13 protein-coding genes, 1 tRNA gene and 1 pseudogene are annotated in these 16,246 nt (G+C 49.7%); 3 read left to right on the top strand and 12 right to left on the bottom strand.

The genetic code is table 11. The features are described 5' to 3' along the window. Positions 1 to 8 precede the first annotated feature (8 nt). From V7676_RS07875 to V7676_RS07835, 9 genes are all read right to left on the bottom strand, one after another. Positions 9 to 842 (bottom strand): alpha/beta fold hydrolase, encoded by an 834-nt coding sequence (locus V7676_RS07875; protein ID WP_335659139.1) that lies wholly within the window; start codon positions 840 to 842, stop codon positions 9 to 11. Between the two features lie 121 nt (positions 843 to 963). Continuing rightward, the gene (locus V7676_RS07870; protein WP_335659138.1) at positions 964 to 1,455 is read right to left on the bottom strand and encodes an aromatic-ring-hydroxylating dioxygenase subunit beta; all 492 of its coding nucleotides are present in this window, start codon (positions 1,453 to 1,455) and stop codon (positions 964 to 966) included. Then, a complete protein-coding gene (locus V7676_RS07865) occupies positions 1,448 to 2,806 on the bottom strand; it encodes a Rieske 2Fe-2S domain-containing protein (protein WP_335659137.1) in 1,359 nt (452 codons plus the stop codon). The genes V7676_RS07870 and V7676_RS07865 overlap by 8 nt, the downstream gene beginning before the upstream one ends. A gap of 96 nt (positions 2,807 to 2,902) precedes the next feature. Beyond that, the gene (locus V7676_RS07860) at positions 2,903 to 3,742 is read right to left on the bottom strand and encodes an SDR family NAD(P)-dependent oxidoreductase (RefSeq protein WP_335659136.1); all 840 of its coding nucleotides are present in this window, start codon (positions 3,740 to 3,742) and stop codon (positions 2,903 to 2,905) included. A gap of 10 nt (positions 3,743 to 3,752) precedes the next feature. After that, the gene (locus V7676_RS07855; RefSeq protein ID WP_335659135.1) at positions 3,753 to 4,646 is read right to left on the bottom strand and encodes a VOC family protein; all 894 of its coding nucleotides are present in this window, start codon (positions 4,644 to 4,646) and stop codon (positions 3,753 to 3,755) included. A 199-nt stretch (positions 4,647 to 4,845) separates the two neighbouring features. Next, the gene (locus V7676_RS07850; protein WP_335659134.1) at positions 4,846 to 5,556 is read right to left on the bottom strand and encodes a GntR family transcriptional regulator; all 711 of its coding nucleotides are present in this window, start codon (positions 5,554 to 5,556) and stop codon (positions 4,846 to 4,848) included. Positions 5,557 to 5,749: 193 nt separating this feature from the next. Then, positions 5,750 to 6,706, bottom strand: coding sequence for a hypothetical protein (locus V7676_RS07845; RefSeq protein WP_335659133.1), 957 nt, complete (start codon positions 6,704 to 6,706; stop codon positions 5,750 to 5,752). Next, the gene (locus tag V7676_RS07840; RefSeq protein ID WP_335659132.1) at positions 6,703 to 10,182 is read right to left on the bottom strand and encodes an indolepyruvate ferredoxin oxidoreductase family protein; all 3,480 of its coding nucleotides are present in this window, start codon (positions 10,180 to 10,182) and stop codon (positions 6,703 to 6,705) included. The genes V7676_RS07845 and V7676_RS07840 overlap by 4 nt, the downstream gene beginning before the upstream one ends. A gap of 95 nt (positions 10,183 to 10,277) precedes the next feature. Then, a complete protein-coding gene (locus V7676_RS07835) occupies positions 10,278 to 12,059 on the bottom strand; it encodes an acyl-CoA dehydrogenase (protein WP_335659131.1) in 1,782 nt (593 codons plus the stop codon). Between the two features lie 260 nt (positions 12,060 to 12,319). Between V7676_RS07835 and V7676_RS07830 the strand changes: the two genes are divergently transcribed. The 3 genes and pseudogenes from V7676_RS07830 (at position 12,320) to V7676_RS07820 (ending at position 13,731) form a co-directional block, all read left to right on the top strand. Further along, positions 12,320 to 13,099, top strand: a complete 780-nt coding sequence (locus V7676_RS07830) for an SDR family oxidoreductase (RefSeq protein WP_335659130.1) — start codon at positions 12,320 to 12,322, stop codon at positions 13,097 to 13,099. 386 nt (positions 13,100 to 13,485) lie between these two features. After that, positions 13,486 to 13,590: pseudogene (locus V7676_RS07825) on the top strand (recombinase family protein); the annotation flags it as partial. Continuing rightward, a complete protein-coding gene (locus tag V7676_RS07820) occupies positions 13,576 to 13,731 on the top strand; it encodes a helix-turn-helix domain-containing protein (RefSeq protein ID WP_335659539.1) in 156 nt (51 codons plus the stop codon). The pseudogene V7676_RS07825 and the gene V7676_RS07820, both read left to right, overlap by 15 nt. A gap of 157 nt (positions 13,732 to 13,888) precedes the next feature. On the opposite strand, the gene V7676_RS07815 is transcribed toward V7676_RS07820, so the two are convergent. From V7676_RS07815 to V7676_RS07805, 3 genes are all read right to left on the bottom strand, one after another. Then, positions 13,889 to 15,010 carry a PAS domain-containing sensor histidine kinase gene (locus tag V7676_RS07815; RefSeq protein WP_335659129.1) on the bottom strand — a complete coding sequence of 374 codons (1,122 nt, stop codon included), beginning with the start codon at positions 15,008 to 15,010 and terminating at the stop codon, positions 13,889 to 13,891. Further along, a complete protein-coding gene (locus V7676_RS07810) occupies positions 15,003 to 15,788 on the bottom strand; it encodes an alpha/beta fold hydrolase (RefSeq protein WP_335659128.1) in 786 nt (261 codons plus the stop codon). Before V7676_RS07810 ends, V7676_RS07815 begins: the two co-directional genes overlap by 8 nt. A gap of 364 nt (positions 15,789 to 16,152) precedes the next feature. Next, a tRNA-Thr gene (locus V7676_RS07805) sits at positions 16,153 to 16,228 on the bottom strand. Between the last annotated feature and the right edge of the window lie 18 nt (positions 16,229 to 16,246).

The following is a 16,246-nucleotide window of genomic DNA, read 5'->3' as shown; positions in this document are numbered from 1 at the left end:
TTTATCCTTCAGCTTGTGACGGCATTCAGAAAGGGAATAACAAGTTCGACAAAGCGTTCTCGTTTTTCAATTTGCGTCCAATGGCCGCAATTGCCAAAAACATGCAACTCACTGTTCGGAATTAGTGCGTTAAACTTATAGGATTGCTCAACCGGCACGATCACATCTTCGCGCCCATGGACGATTAACGTGGGATGCTGCATTGCCTGCAATGCAGCAGGCTCGGTACAAAGACGTTCAAGCTTTTCCTGACGCGGTTCTGGGAAAAGCCGGGAATAATTCTCCTGAGCATCTGGCCTTATACTTGCTTCATACCGAGATCGTACGATTTCTTCTTTCACCAGCGCCGGATCGTGCGCAAAGGTATTCATCAAATCACGCATTGCTTCGATCGAAGGCTCATAACCCCAAACCTCATCAAGTCCCTTTGTCAGCTTGAACGGTAGACCGGCTGCGCCCATTAACACAATACCGGCGACCCGTTCAGGATGGCGCGTTGCCATCGCAAGCGTCAATGCGCCGCCATAAGAATTGCCGATAAAATGAGATCGCTCTATTCCCAACGCATCCATAAACCCGCGGATATGATCTACCCAAACATCAATGGTAAAATCATCAATCTCATCCGGGCAATCCGTATATCCAAACCCGACCATATCCGGCGCATAACAGGTAAAATGCTCGGAAAATTCAGGGATTACGCCGCGCCAATTGGCATAAGCCGTAACGCCTGGCCCGGAACCGTGGATGAGGATCAGCGGATCCCCCTGCCCCTGACGAATATAATTGGTGCCAATGCCGTTGGCGAATATTCTTTCACCGATTTCCGGATTTTCGGTCATTTCTTTATCTCTCCTGACAGCGTACAGCTGGCTTCTTCTCAGTATTAAACGGATTAAAATATTAATCCGTCCTCTGGTGGACATTCTACAATCTCATAGGATGGTGCTCTAAATTAGCAATTCACACGGAATAGACATCAAGAGGACAAGGAATATTGTCGTTCATTACAAGAATGCGTCGACTTGCAATCTTCAAGCCTTGATCGCCAAGTTTAAGAATATGCTCTTGAGTCCCAAAAAAATTATATGTCTGGTCAAGGCGATAGCTGAAAGAATTCCAACTTGAATTCACGACAACACTGCCATCATCATTCTGGCTTATATTACCAATATTGACTGTATGAGCAGTCCGGGGCAGTGGCCGAGATGCAAGTGACTGGTCAGTCCGAATCCTAAAAATACGATCCTCTAGTCCGGCCCGGCTTTCATAATAGATCAGAGATATCTGACTCTGGGGATCGCTCGTTAGACTACCATCCTCAAGATAGCAGGGTAGCCAATATTCCGCATCCGGAAGATAAAGTTCAAGCCATTCATCCCATGCCCGTGTATCTAGTAACCAACCTTCTCGAGCGACCAAACGAGACGCTTCGACGAACAATGCATCAGTCAATGAACGTCTCCTCTTTACTGCTATCTTCCATTCCGGCAAGCATAAGTTCTTGCCAGTAATGATGTTGATTCAAATATATTGCTTCATCTTGAAGTTGCGTACCAGTATACTTGGGAGCTATTCCTAGTTTAGTCGCACGTTCATCACCTCCATCAACAATGTTGAGCGAACCACGCGATACATCGCTCCACTCCACGTTCGTCGCATGGAAACCACGTTGGCTGGAATTGAATGCCGCGACATCATCAGGCGTTGCCATACCGGTTGCGTTGAAGAAATCTTCATACTGCCGTATCCGGTTGGCCCGTTCGGACGGAGTATCGCTTTTCGGCGCGAAGCACATAGTTCTAATTTCGGTTTTCTCGACTGAAATCGGCCGCACTATTCTGATCTGGCTGCTCATCTGGTCCATCAAAAAAACATTCGGATAAAGACACAGGTTGCGCCAACAATTGATCATCCACCACGAAGCATCTTCGCCGCACCTTTCTGACAACTCGTCCTGATGCAACCAAGTGGCCCGAATTTCCGGATTAGGGGACTGGTTCCAAAGCACCACATGACCATTCTCAAGAGCATAAAAACCGCCGGGATATTTTGAAAAATTCTCAACATCCATTGGCTTTACACGCGCATTTTCTCCGTCGATCAATACTCGGTTTTTTGTGGTTGCGACATAGTTTCCGTGGATAGAGTTCACATGATATCCATCAACCCCATTTTCCGTCTGCAATTTCCAGTTGCCGTCAAACGTATAGGTTTGCGGCCCAGGAACAATCTCAAGCTCACCATTTGGGTCCTGATCAACAATCAGGTCGATGAATTTCTTTGCTTCGCCAAGAAATTCACTCAAGCTTTTGACGTCTGGAGAAAGGCTTCCCCAGATGAACCCACGATAGCTTTCCAAATGCGGAAGCTGAACGAGGTCCAGCTCTGCCTTAAGAAAACCGGGACCATATCCAGCAGTCGGAGAATTCCCGAAAGACAGCAATTTACCAGAGGAATTAAATGTCCACGAATGGAACGGGCAAGTCATGCGCCGCGCATTACCGCATTTTTCGGTTTGCAACTGGGCTCCACGGTGCGAACAACTATTCAGCACACCTGCAAGCTTGCCCTCGTCATCACGAGAAATAATAACAGGCTGACGCCCCATATAGGTCGTGAAGAAATCATGATTTTCCGGAATCTGCGCCTCATGGCCAAGGAATATCCAGTTTCCTTCAAAAATATGCTTCATCTCAAGATCAAATAGCTCTTCATCGATAAAGGCAGATCTCTTGACGCGAAAAAGTCCACTTTCCTTGTCTTCGTGAAGCATCCCAATGATGCTGTCTTTAGTTATGGTCATTTCTTTTCTCTCAAATCCAAACTGGAAGGAAACCTAACAAATTTTCATATTCAAATTCCGCGCGCCGGAAGACTCCTGCAATTTCCCTAATCTTTCCTATTCTGGCGAATAACGCGCTGCGGCCTCATCGAAAGACGGTCCGCGGCTGGCCCGCATTTTAGGCAGCCAGTAAGGAAGCTTTGTCATCATTCCGCCATCAACCGTCAGCGTTTGCCCCGTAATCATCGCGGACATTTCCGATGCAAAAAATACGATGGCATTAGCTAGATCCTCAGGCTCCGCCAAACGAGGAAGGGGTGTTTCCGTTGCAAAAAGTTCGAACATTTCCTTGCCCATGGTTTTACGACCACGCTCGGTCAGAACAGCGCCGGGAATGACAGCATTGCATCTGACATTGTCACGCCCATAGGTTGCAGCGATCTCTTTGGTTAGCTGATTTACGCCGGCCTTTGCGGCACCATATGCAGTGAGATCCATAGTCGCTTCGAGCGAAGCCAATGACGAGACATTGACAATGCTTCCACCGCCGCCCGAAATCATGATGGGCAGGGAGTATTTCGCCATCAACATTGTCGATGTGAGATGTCCGGCAATCGTGGTGTTCCAGTGATTAACATCCATTTCGACGACTTCAAAATCTGGCGCAATCGTGCGCGGAATACCCGCACTATTGACCACGATATCTATTCCACCAAATTGATCGGCCACATTTTTCGAAAGCGCCGCAATATCAGCCTCCTTCAAAATGTCAGTCCGCGCAAATAGCATGTCTTTCCCAGCGCCTGATAACTCGGCCGCGAGTGAAGCACCCTTTTCTTCATCGACATCAGCAATTGTGACGCGCGCGCCCAGATCGGCGAGTTTACGCACAGTTTGCTCGCCAATACCGCTGGCACCGCCTGTAACGATTGCCGATTTACCAGAAAGATCGATCATTTTAAGCGCCTCAAAGCTCTACGTCGAGACCAACGCCAGTTGCCTCCGGCCCGTGTCCGAATACATCAAGATGGTGATAAGATTGCTGCGACTCTGGCTTACACCCGCCCCAGCCCAATTCCATCAGCCAACCAGAAGGTGTCTGTGAATAAAAGGTAAGAGCCTTATCATTTGCGTGCTTACCCAGTTGCAGCGCTACCGGAATTTCACGCTTCCGAACAACATCATGCGACGCACCAAGATCATCCAGATGTGTGTATTCCAGCATCATGTGATTTAACATCTTGCCGTCAGAGGGGACGCCGAACGCGATAGAATGCTGACGGTCGTTACAGTGCATAAAAATCGGCTTAATCACCCCATTAGGCGTACCGAGATGATATTCTATCGAACCAGAGAGGCCCAACATCCGGTAAAATTCGTAGCTCGCCGCCAAATCAGTTGCAGCGATCAGGCAATGCCCAAGCCCCGCATTATTGGTAACAAAACGCCCATGCATGCGCCGACCCGGATGAAATGGCAGATGCAAATCAACCCTCGGACCATAAAAAATTTCAACTGGCGTTCCAGCCGGATCCTTTAGCTTCAAATGACCCAGAACGCGACGCTCTTCATTTTCTTCTATTGTGCCGACACGATATTCAACGCCATTTTCTTTAAGCAAAGCTTCCATCTCATGAAGCTCCGGCTCACCAGCAACCCGCCATCCCATATATGCCAGATCGTCAGAAGCGCCTGTATGCATAACAAAGCGGTGATGCCAATTATCCATTCTCAGATAAAAACGATCCCCTTCATTTTCATCATAAACTTCCAATCCGATGCATTCAGATGCATAATTTTTCCAGGCCTCGGGATCCGAAACCGTCAACCCTATATATCCCAGCTCAGTCACAGCAACCATGGCTACACCTCTCGACCAAAAAAATAACTCTTCAACGACAGAGCTCTATTGTAGCTACGATCTAGCATGTCAGCATGTTAAAGGTCAAACGGTAATTTGGTGATAATTAGCATGTCGATTAAGCACATGCTCGCGCGTTTACCCGCGCGTTGATTGCATCAACGCGTCGTTATATTTTATCGCTGAGATTGTCGTGTGGTTAAGGATAAACCAGCTTGGGTTTGCCATTGACATGGTCGTGCATTAGGCGAGAAGCTGCCTTCTTGTCCCCTGCGATGATCTTTTCGGCAATCTGGCTGCGCTGTTCATTCAATTTTTCTGCTGCTGAAAAAGCAAGCTCATGGATACCTTGCCAAAGGTAAAAGCTGGCCAAATTACGAAGGCCGCTAAACTGCCCGTCCAGTAAGGGAGATTTTGCCATCGCCCAGATCTGATCATGGAACCTATCAATGTAACTAATATACGCCGCCCGTTCGCCAACATTATGAAGTCCAGCAGTCGGAGGAGGCTGTATCGCGGCTAATTGCGCTTCCTCTGCTTCGGTTTTACGCTCCACCGCAAGCTCCACGGCTACAGCCTCTATGGCGCTGTGCACACGAAAGAAATCCAGCATTTCCTCTTGCGAGGGCTCAACAACCCGGCATCCGACTTGCGGTAGCACTTCCACATAACCGCATGCACGCAGATGCCCAAGGGCAGAGCTTACCGGTTGACGGCTGACGTTAAATGTATCCGCAAGTTTTTTGAAGGAAAGGCTTTCTCCGGTTTTATAATATCCAAGGATCATACGCCGTTCTAGTTCGGCGGCGATCTCTCCAGCCTTGCCCGTGGGGGCGTTCATCGCCTTACGACTCATCATCCGTTTCTGTCTTTCGGAATCTTGAATCAATAGCCGAAGTGCTTCATCCATGGCTGTTCATTTTCCCTCTAGATTGCCGGAATCAACCTATCTAGCGGTATAGCCTACAAGTGCAAGGCTTTACAATAATATGTCCGATTACTGCCGTCCGCAGAACTGTAAACCTCCGTCGCAGGGAATTGTTACACCATTCACAAACCCCATTTCGTCGGATTACTTAACTGTTGTTAATAATGGAAAACATCTACTGTCCGCCTACTAACTTCGCTTGTTCCAACTCATAGTCTGCATATGAATCCTTAAAGCTAGCGACGTTGAGAAGCACGCTAGCGAGAATTTTCTCCTGTCCCGGTAAATAGATATCTGACCGAACCCAACAGCTCTCCGTCCTGCGACTGCCTGAAAGCGCAACAAGTGTCCGTTCGACCTCATATTCAGTATCCGCCATCAATGGACCATTGAGCACCCGTATCTCTTGATCGACGAACAGGTCGATCGTATTTTTCTGAGGTAGCCATGGATCTTCCGACGCGCGATGATGGGCCAGCACACTAATCATTTCCACAGGCAGAATAGGCCCACCCCACGGGGTCTTCGCTCCTTCACCATAATAACTTGAAACTTCTGTTATATTTGCGTTTTTTTCCCGCAGCGTAAACGGATAGAGGTCACCCATAGGGTCGTCGAAACTGATGCGCGCCGCAAATCGCTGCCGTATTGAGCCCGGTTCCACATGACCAAAGATCACACGGTGGGGGTCTGGTGCGTTTAGCCTGTCGAGTTTGACCTGAAGTGCGCTGTCCGGTGCGTCCATACCAATCGAAGCCGTGCCGCGCAGAACTTCACTACCATCGCGTTTTGTCATCCAGATCGGCAGTTGTTGCTCTTCTCCAGTCGGGGCACCTATAAAGGCCATTACCTCTTCGCCATCAAGAACCGCCCCTTTATAACTGACCGAAAGGCATCCTTCGGCTAACCAACGGTCGCCCCAAATCTCTGTACAGAGGGGGATAAATTGACTGAAATGCGTCGGACCTTCGATAGGCGCAGCATCGAACCCCATTTTACGTGCAGTCTCATCGTCATGGACGGAGGCATGGCCGCCATAGGTCTGGGCCTGAAGGAGGTTACGTGGGCTCCGCCAAGGGCCATGGAGACGATCAGAACCACGTTCGATTGCGGTGGCGAATGCTCGTGTCATACTGTCATACCTTCATCTGTTTTTGATTTTTCTGCACCAGGTCCGGTCTGAAGATTATGCATAATAGGCTGAAGCGCTGCCGCTTCGACCTTTTCAATCGACTTGTCCTTGACATAGCCATAGCCAGCTATGCCCTCTGGAACGCTCGCAGCAGCAACAGCTTTCAGGTAATTTTTGGCATTAAGTTGCGCGCAAATTTCGTTGATATTTTGCTCATAATCACGCGCCATAGCGCGCTCCTTGCGCCTCTCAGCCTGATAACCGAATGGGTCCAGGGTGCTACCACGCAATTTCTTGAACTTTGTCAATATACGCAAAGCAAACATCATCCATGGACCAAAGCTCCGCTTACGCGGAAGTCCGTTAGATGGGTCACGCTTAGCCAAAAGCGGCGGCGCCATATTGAATTCAATCTTGTAATCACCTTCAAAGACCTCCGATATTCGTTTCTCAAAACGACCATCAGTATAGAGGCGCGCAACTTCATATTCGTCCTTATAGGCAAGCAGCTTATAGAAATTCCACGCGACTGCGCGGGTCAATTCTCCTGGCTCGGTAGCTAGCGTCATTTCGGCCGCACGGGCACGGTCCGTAAGTGTTCGATAACGATCGGCATAGGCCGCATCCTGATAGGCGACCAATTCCTCCGTGCGCTGTGAAATCAACCCATCAATATCCTCGACAGCTTCTTTCCTAGATACCTTCTTTCCGCCAAGTGCAGTTTTGATAGTTCCCATGTCATGCGCGGCCAGCCGTCCCCATTCAAACGCTGCCATACTGTTTTTAACGGCGACGCCGTTCAACTCAATCGCCCGTTGAAGCGCGTCGCGGCTTAATGGAATACGTCCACGCTGCCACGCAAAACCTAGCAGGAAAAGGTTACTCGCGATGGAATCTCCCATTAACCGCGTGGCAATATGTGTTGCATGCAAGAATTCGCTATCTGGCCGGGTACGCTTGACAATAGAACGCCGGTCCGGGGACGCCGAAAGATCGATGCTACCGTCTGTAACAAATGCCGCAGTAGGTGTTACATCATCATTTACGACACCTGTGGTGCGTTCCGCCGACAAGCGTGAGAGAATCGTGTCACTTCCCGCCACGACGAGATCACACGCCAGCAACAGATCCGTCGCGCCGACGCCGATACGCCCCGAACCAAGGCGCCGCTTTTCGTCCGCCAAGCGGATGTGACTGGATACACTCCCATTCTTTTGCGCAAGCCCCGTATTATCCAGAACGGTAACGAATTTCCCTTCAAGATGCGCAGCCATACCGATCAATGCGCCAACAGTAACGACCCCGGTACCGCCAATACCGGTAACAAGGATATTAAAGGTCCCGTTAATCGGAGCTATGTCTGGTTCAGGAACGATTTGCGATGGCGCTTCGCCCGGTGACATCGCCACATTTAGCCGAACATTACCGCCCTTAACTGTTACAAAACTGGGACAAAACCCTTCAAGGCAGCTATAATCTTTGTTACAATCCGACTGATCAATCTGTCGTTTGCGACCGAATTCGGTTTCGAGTGGCTTAACCGCAATACAATTTGATTTAACAGAGCAATCGCCACACCCTTCGCAGACCAGATCGTTGATAAATAGCCGCTTTGGTGGATCAGGATATTGCTTGCGTTTGCGTCTGCGCCGTTTTTCGGCTGCGCAGGTCTGATCATAGATGATGACGGAAAGTCCTTTTACCTCCCGCAATTGCCTTTGCACTGCGTCAAGTTCTAGCCGGTGGTGGATCGTTGATCCTGCAGGGAACGCAGAGGTCCCGCCATATTTTTCCGGCTCATCCGATACAATAGCTATGCGCGCAGCCCCTTCCGCCGCAACCTGCTGCGCAATCATGGGCACATTAATCGGCCCGTCATGTGACTGTCCGCCCGTCATCGCCACTGCATCATTATAGAGTATCTTGTAGGTTATGTTTGAGCCTGCAGCAGAAGCTGCGCGAATTGCCATAAGCCCCGAATGAAAATAGGTCCCGTCACCCATATTCTGGAATATATGATCCTCAGTCGTAAAGGGCGCTTGCCCTATCCACGACGCACCTTCGCCGCCCATCTGGGTGATGAAAGACGTGTTACGATCAGGCATTGAATATGCCATCCCGTGACAACCGATCCCCGCCATTGCTCGGCTTCCTTCTGGAACCTTGGTAGACGTATTATGCGGGCAACCAGAACAGAAAAACGGAACACGGTCGAGCTTACCAGAAAATGCATCAAGCACAGCCGTCGAGTTAATCTCAACGAGCTTTTCCTGTAACGGGGCAATGTTCACACCAGCAGAATCGAGACAATGCACCAACGCTGCGGCGACCTTTCCCGGATCCAGTTCCCCCGAACTCGGCAACAGCACCGTGCCATCCAGACCTTTTTTGCCCATCAACTTGTGACCATCGCGATTGACCAAAAGCGAAGCGATCTGCGTCTCGACGAAGGCATCCTTTTCCTCAATCACCATCACATGGCGCGTGTCGCCCAAGAATTTTAGCAATCCGAGCGGCTCCAACGGCCAGGACATACCAATCTTATATATCGCGATGCCCATATCTTGCGCCGCCTGCATATCGATGCCTAGATCGGCAAGCGCATCGATCAAATCACCATGCGCCTTTCCTGTTGTGATCACCGCTAGCTGCGTATGCGGACTATCTAATATTGTTTTATCGACGGGATTACGCCGGGCAAACGCCTGAATCGCTTCCATTCGCGGGCCATGCAGGCGTTTCTCCATATCGTTTGGCGTATCGGGCCAACGAATGCCAAAGCCTCCAGCCGGAATAGTAAAATCAGTTGGAATGGAGGAATTTGAATCAATCGCACCGATGTCGACAACTGCGCTGCTTTCAACGATTTCAGTCGTAGCCTTTAGCGCGACCCAACAACCCGAAAAGCGCGAGAGTGCAAAACCATGAAGGCCAAATGATATTAGCTCCTCCACATTTGCCGGATTTAACAGCGGCATATGCGCAGCAGCAGCCATTTGGTCACTTTGATGCGGAAGCGTTGATGATTTACAGGCGTGATCATCACCCATCACCGCCAAAACACCGCCATATTCCGATGTACCCGCGGCGTTGGCATGTTTGAACACATCCATCGTCCGGTCAACCCCCGGCCCTTTCCCGTACCAGATCCCAAAAACCCCCTGCTTCGTCGCCTTGGGCGAAAGTGCGACCTGTTGCGTGCCCCAAAGAGATGTAGCCGCTATATCCTCATTAATCCCCGGCAGAAAATGGATGTCTTGCGCTGCCAAGTGTTTTTCCGCTTTTTCGAGAGCATCATCGTAATTACCCAGCGGCGAGCCACGATAGCCCGAGATGAATCCAGCAGTATCAAGCTCGGCAGCGCGATCCCGCTCGCGCTGTAACATAGGAAGGCGCACCAACGCTTGAATCCCCGACATATAAACCAGGCCACTGGTATCAGTATATTTCGCATCGAGAGTGACTTCACGCAACATCTTAAATTCCCAAGCTTTGTAGCTTTGTATTAGGCAGGAAGCCCATCAACAAAGCGCAAAGCCGATTATATTTACAGTTAAGGTGACAGTGGTGTTCACGCGCATAACCATTCAGGTCGAGTGTCAATGAAGGTACGATCAACTTCGTCCAAGCGGTTGAACAAGCTCATCGCACGGGGAAGCTCCCATAGGCGGAAGTAACGTGCAGCAGCGCGTTTTCCATCGTAGAAATCACCTGATTTCCCGTCGCAGGCAATTATCTGTTCCAGCCAGATCCAGCTGATAACCATATGGCCAAACACGTCCAAGAACGGAGCGGCGTTGGCAAGTACTGCCTGCCTATCGTCATGCACGCCCATGCGCTCAACAAGAATAACCACAGCGCCGAGTATCTCCTCGACCAGTGCTGCGTGCTGCGATGGTTCACCGCCAATTTCGGCCCCACGTTGGCAACTTTTCCTGATTCGACTCGCTAGTATTTTCAGTGCGCGGCCATTTTGCATCGATACCTTACGCCCCAGTAAATCGAGCGCCTGAATACCATTTGTACCCTCGTGGATCGCATTAAGCCGATTATCACGATAGAATTGCTCGACCGGAAAATCCCGGGTGTAGCCATATCCTCCATAGACTTGGATCGCGAGGCGATTGGCCTCAAGGCAATATTCCGATGGCCACGCCTTCGCGACCGGCGTCAATATGTCCAACAGAAGCGTTATTTCTTCGCGCTCCGTACCACTACTGCATCGCATTTCATCAACCAATTTGGCGCAGTAAAGATTAAGCGCCAGCGCCCCCTCAACATAGGATTTCTGAACCAGAAGCATTCTACGAACATCGGAGTGCTCAATTATAGCCACCGGACTTGTTTCGCCCGCTGTACGACCCTGAATACGTGTGTTGGCATAATCTACCGAATGTAGAAATCCGGTGTAGCCGATCGTAGCCGCGCTCATCCCAACGCCTATGCGGGCCTCGTTCATCATATGGAACATCAACGACAGACCGGAACCTTCTGCTCCAACCATATAACCGATAGCTCCGCCTTCGCCGTCAGGTTTATACTTGGCTTCACCAAAGTTAAGCGCAGCATTGACCGTACCGCGCTGGCCCATCTTATGGTTTAATCCAGCAACAATAACGTCATTGTGAACAACCGACCCTTCTTCCAACTCTACATCGCGCGGCACAATAAAGAGCGATAGCCCCTTAACCCCAGCGGGCGCTCCTTCGGTGCGAGCCAATACCAGATGGGTGATAGACCGCGACAACCCATGGTCTGCCCCTGAAATCCACATTTTATTTCCGAACAAACGATACCGGTTTCCATCAAGAACCGCACGCGTCCGGATATCCCCTAACGAAGACCCCGCTTGTGGCTCTGACAGGCACATTGTGCCAAAATCGACGCCGGCCAATAAAGGCTTCGCATATTTTGCCACCTGATCTTCGGAACCGTGCTCAAACAATAAGTTAGCAGCCGCCGCAGATAATAATGCATATCCCGAAATTGCCGGACTGGCTGCTTGGAGCCATGCAAAAGCAGCGCGATCAACAACGAAAGGCAATTGCATCCCGCCGCGCTCCACCGTCTGCGAAGCAGATAGCAAACCCGATTCTGCAAAAGCTGCAAGCGCGGCACCAATTTCGTTTGGAAGAGCAACTTCACCGCCCGGCATCAATACCGGTTCTATTTGGTCAGCCACACGATTGGCTGATTGAAAATGATCAGTCGCGATCGCTTCGGCAAGGTCAATTGTCGCCTGAATTGTTTCCTTGTCATGCTCGCTGTACAACTGGTTTTCGAGCAAGTCATCGACCTGCAGCCATTCAAACAGGATGAAATCCATATCGCGGCGTGACAAAATCTGGGACATAAGTGCCTAATTCTCTTTATTTTTAACGCCTCAAAATGGCTGTTGATTATTTTTGGGTCGGGGAAACAACCAAGGTTGAATATGCGACCTTGTAAAATACTGCATATCCAACGGCAGCAAGAGTGGATGCGACCCGTGAAATCATTGACTAACGAATAACATGTTAGTATTCAAGTATGGTTATTCAGGCAGGGCACGAGCCTAACCCGCTGTGCGATTTTCTTATCCCACAGTTCTGCAAAGTTAATCAGGAGTGATGAATGAATTTGGGAATAGAAGGACGTCGCGCTATTGTATGTGGGGCAAGCAGAGGCCTCGGCCGCGCCGTAGCAGAATCCTTGGCCGAAGCCGGTGTGAATCTTGTCCTTAATGCGCGTGGCTTGGAAGGTATCGAGCAAGCAGCCGACGAAATCCGAAAAAAGCATGGCGTCAAAGTAGATACCTTAGCTGGCGACCTAACCACCGAAGAAGGTTGCAACAGAATGGCTGATGCCTTCCCTTCGATCGACATTCTAATCAATAATGCCGGTGGCCCACCTGCAGGGGATTGGCGCAGTTTCGAACGCGAGGATTGGCGCACTGCTGCTGATCGCAATATGATCGGTCCTATATTCCTGATCCGAAATTATCTGGACGGCATGGTCGACCAAGGTTTCGGACGCATCGTCAACATCACATCAATCGTCGTTAAACAACCCAAGGCGGTTCTAAGTCTTTCCGTTGCTGCGCGGCTCGGCCTTACCGGCGCTGTCAAAGCCATTGCGCCTTCGGTTGCGTGCAATAATGTAACAATTAACAACCTTCTCCCCGAATTATTCGATACCGACCGGCTACGTCAAAACCTGACGACAATTGGTAAGAAAAACGGACGGACATTAGAAGAAGAGATGGCAGAGCATTTGAAGAACTCGCCAGCCAAGCGCTTAGGCCGACCTGAAGAGTTGGGCGCGACATGCGCTTTCCTGTGCAGCGAACATGCTGGATTTATAACCGGTCAATCGATTCTGTTGGATGGAGGCTTTTATCCGGGCCTGTTTTAATAATCATAAACATCGTTGACGCGATCACCGGTCACGCTGCAAATAAAGAAATTAAGCAGTGGCCTGAACCAATATTCCAGCGAGCCGAACCAAGCTTAAGAGTATGTAAAGTTGACGCGATTGCACTTTGAGTCCGAACATGAAGGTTTCCGGGAAATAGTGAACAGATTCTTCATCAACGAATGTTTGCCCCATTATGAGGGATAAGAAACGCAGGGATATTCGGGCGAGCAAAGAAAAATTGAATAGTGTTCGAACTTGGCCTGAAGTTAGCGGGTCAGTAATATCCCGAAAGCAGTTTCTAGCGCGCTCCACTAACCCCGCCGGATTTCTCTAACAGGGCTTTAAAGTCACTTTTTGATTGGTGCCAAGGCGCAGTTCATACCACGACAAGCATGGCTAATTTTGTTCTCGGTATTCTCGGTTCGGTTGCTGAATTTGAAACCGATATCCGCAAAGAGCGGCAACGTGATAGTATCGAAAAGGCAAAACTACGCGGTGTTTACAAAGGGCGCCCAGCTTCTATTGATGCCGACAAGGTACGAGAATTAGGGACGGCGGGTATGGGCGGCGCTGAAATTGCTAAACAGGGGGGTATAGGACGTGCAAGTGTCTATCGATTGCGGGCCTAAAAATCAGGAAAGTCCAATGTCCGCTGAGGGCGCAGAAGGAGACATTATAGACAGAAGAACTGTCGTTCAGCTTCCGCACCATTTTCGGACATTCGATACCACCTGATGTAGCAGGCAGCAAAGCTGGCGCTTATATTACCAGCTTTATTGAGGACTGTCAGCCGGCCCTCTTTTTTAGTGGCATCTGAAACGTGAATTTGGTTTCTGCTTTTTTGGAGGTGACGATCATTCGTCCTCCATGCGCTTTGGCAATTTCATCAACTATAAATAGCCCGAGCCCGAGCCCTTGGTTACTATTCAATGCCTTACCCCTAGCGAACGGTTCGAAGAGCTTTCCAATCGCGTTAGCCGGAATTGGTTCGCCGCCATTGGTCACAGATATAATGAGTTCTTTCGGTGTCTTGTGGGCGGCAAGAACAATCGATTGATCTGGCGCGCCATGTCGGACCGCGTTTGCCAGCAGATTTGACACGAGTTGTGCGATCCGGTCAGGATCGCAATCCACGGGATCGCCAACATCGAGTTGAATGATAATTTCTCGGTCGTCAGCTACCACGAGAATTTCAGTTACAACCTGTTCGATAACTGGACGCAGATCTTGGTTTTTTTTGTAGTTCAAGGCAAAGCCACCGCCGAGCTTTCCTCTGGCAAGGTCCAGAACATCGTCAATCAGCTTGTTTGCTCGCTTCAAACTCGCGTCCATCTCGTGGACGATCATTTGGTCGCGGGCGTCCAGATGCCCGCTGTTTGTTAGCATACGCGTACCGGCGGCCACTGCGGCAAGTGGGTTGCGTAAGTCGTGACCCAGCACAGCGACAAATTGATCACGTATCTCGATTGCCTTTCGCTCTACCAGGGCACGCTGCTCCGCTTTGACCTTTGCTTCAATCAGCGACCGCTCGAACGTCAAGCGATCTGCTGCCTTGAACAGCGTCAGCCTAGTAAAAAGAAGTTCTCCCGTCTTCGCGCGACATTCTGCTGCATTGGCAATCACTGGGATTTTGGTCTGTTCCGTGTCCAGTAAGTCCAAGGCAATTTCACCAACGCTGCCATGCATAAGCAAGATGGGAGCGAGATGGGTTTCATAAGCTATTTTTCCTCCAAAACTGAGGATGTCATGAATGGGGCGGTCAACTAAGGCAGTGGGCGGATGTTGTAACCAATCAGCTAAGGTCCGATTGACCTTCACAATATGACCGTCGGATGAAAGCGATAAATAGCCGCATGGAGCGTTATCGTACAGATCCGCTAGGTCTTCTATATTGTTATGTTCAGACAAAAGCGCGGATCGCTTCGATTACTTTTGCCGGAGCGCTGAGGTTGGGGCAGTGGCCTGTCGCATCAAGCAATACATATTCGCTGTTCGGCACGTGCGCGTGGACATATTCACCCACATATTCAGGTGCGATAATGTCATTCTTACATTGCATCACCAATGTGCGTGCCGAAATTTTGGGTAAATCAGCGCGGTTGTCTGAAAAGAACGTAGCGCGCGCAAATTCTCGAGCGATAGCGGGATCGGTAGCGCAAAAGGACTTTGTCAGTGCCTCACCCAGTTCCGGCTTTTCCGGATTGCCCATGATGGCGGGCCCCATAGCCGCTGACCAACCAAGGTGGTTCTCGGCAAGAAAGTCGAGCAACTCTTCAATCTGCGCTTCTGAAAATCCTCCATCGTAGTTGTTATCGTCAATGTAGCGAGGTGAAGGACCGACCATGACCAGACTCGAAAACATTTCAGGCGCCTGAATCGATGCCAGTGCGCCGATTATCGAACTGACGGAATGACCCACGAAAACAGCGCCATGAAGGCCTAACTCCTGGCCTATTTCAACGACATCGCTGGCATAACCGTCTAGACTGGCGTACTTTTGGTCATCGTAGGACGTCAAGTCCGATGCTCCGGCCCCTACATGGTCAAATAATATAACGCGAAAATCACTTTCGAACGCGCGAGCGACTTCTGTCCACATATGCTGATCGCAGCCAAAACCATGAGCGAATATCATAGCCTGATCGCCTTGACCTGAAACAACCACATTATTACGCTTCAAAGGCATACTCTAACCTTCCATTCATTCGCGTCGGCATCAACTGGATAGCTATTGCGATGATGTCGTCAAAATCTTCAAAAACCATAGACCGATTTGTAATATTTACTTTGATCGGATACTTCAATGTTCACAGGTAGATCAATTTGTTTCCGAACGTAAAGCGTTAATCTAGGTCTATATTCCCTGTTTGAAATCTCTACGAACAATGCCGGTGATATCAGACAAGGAAGACTATGACGGCTGGTTGTCTGGAGCAAATCCGGAGATGTTCGCGAAGCCATACCCGTCACAGTTGATGCAGGTAGTCTCAATTGAATTATGGCTACAGAGCACCTTTGATTTATCAAACTATTTCAATGTGTTAGAAAAATGGTGCCGCTTAGAGGACTCGAACCTCTGACCCCATCATTACGAATGATGTGCTCTACCACCTGAGCTAAAGCGGCGTATAATTGGAAGGCCGG

The sequence above is a fragment of the Parasphingorhabdus sp. genome (assembly GCF_036963805.1).
Lineage (GTDB): Bacteria > Pseudomonadota > Alphaproteobacteria > Sphingomonadales > Sphingomonadaceae > Parasphingorhabdus.
The sequence above is the reverse complement of the archived record's forward strand: the minus strand, read 5'-3'. Positions and strand labels throughout refer to the sequence as shown.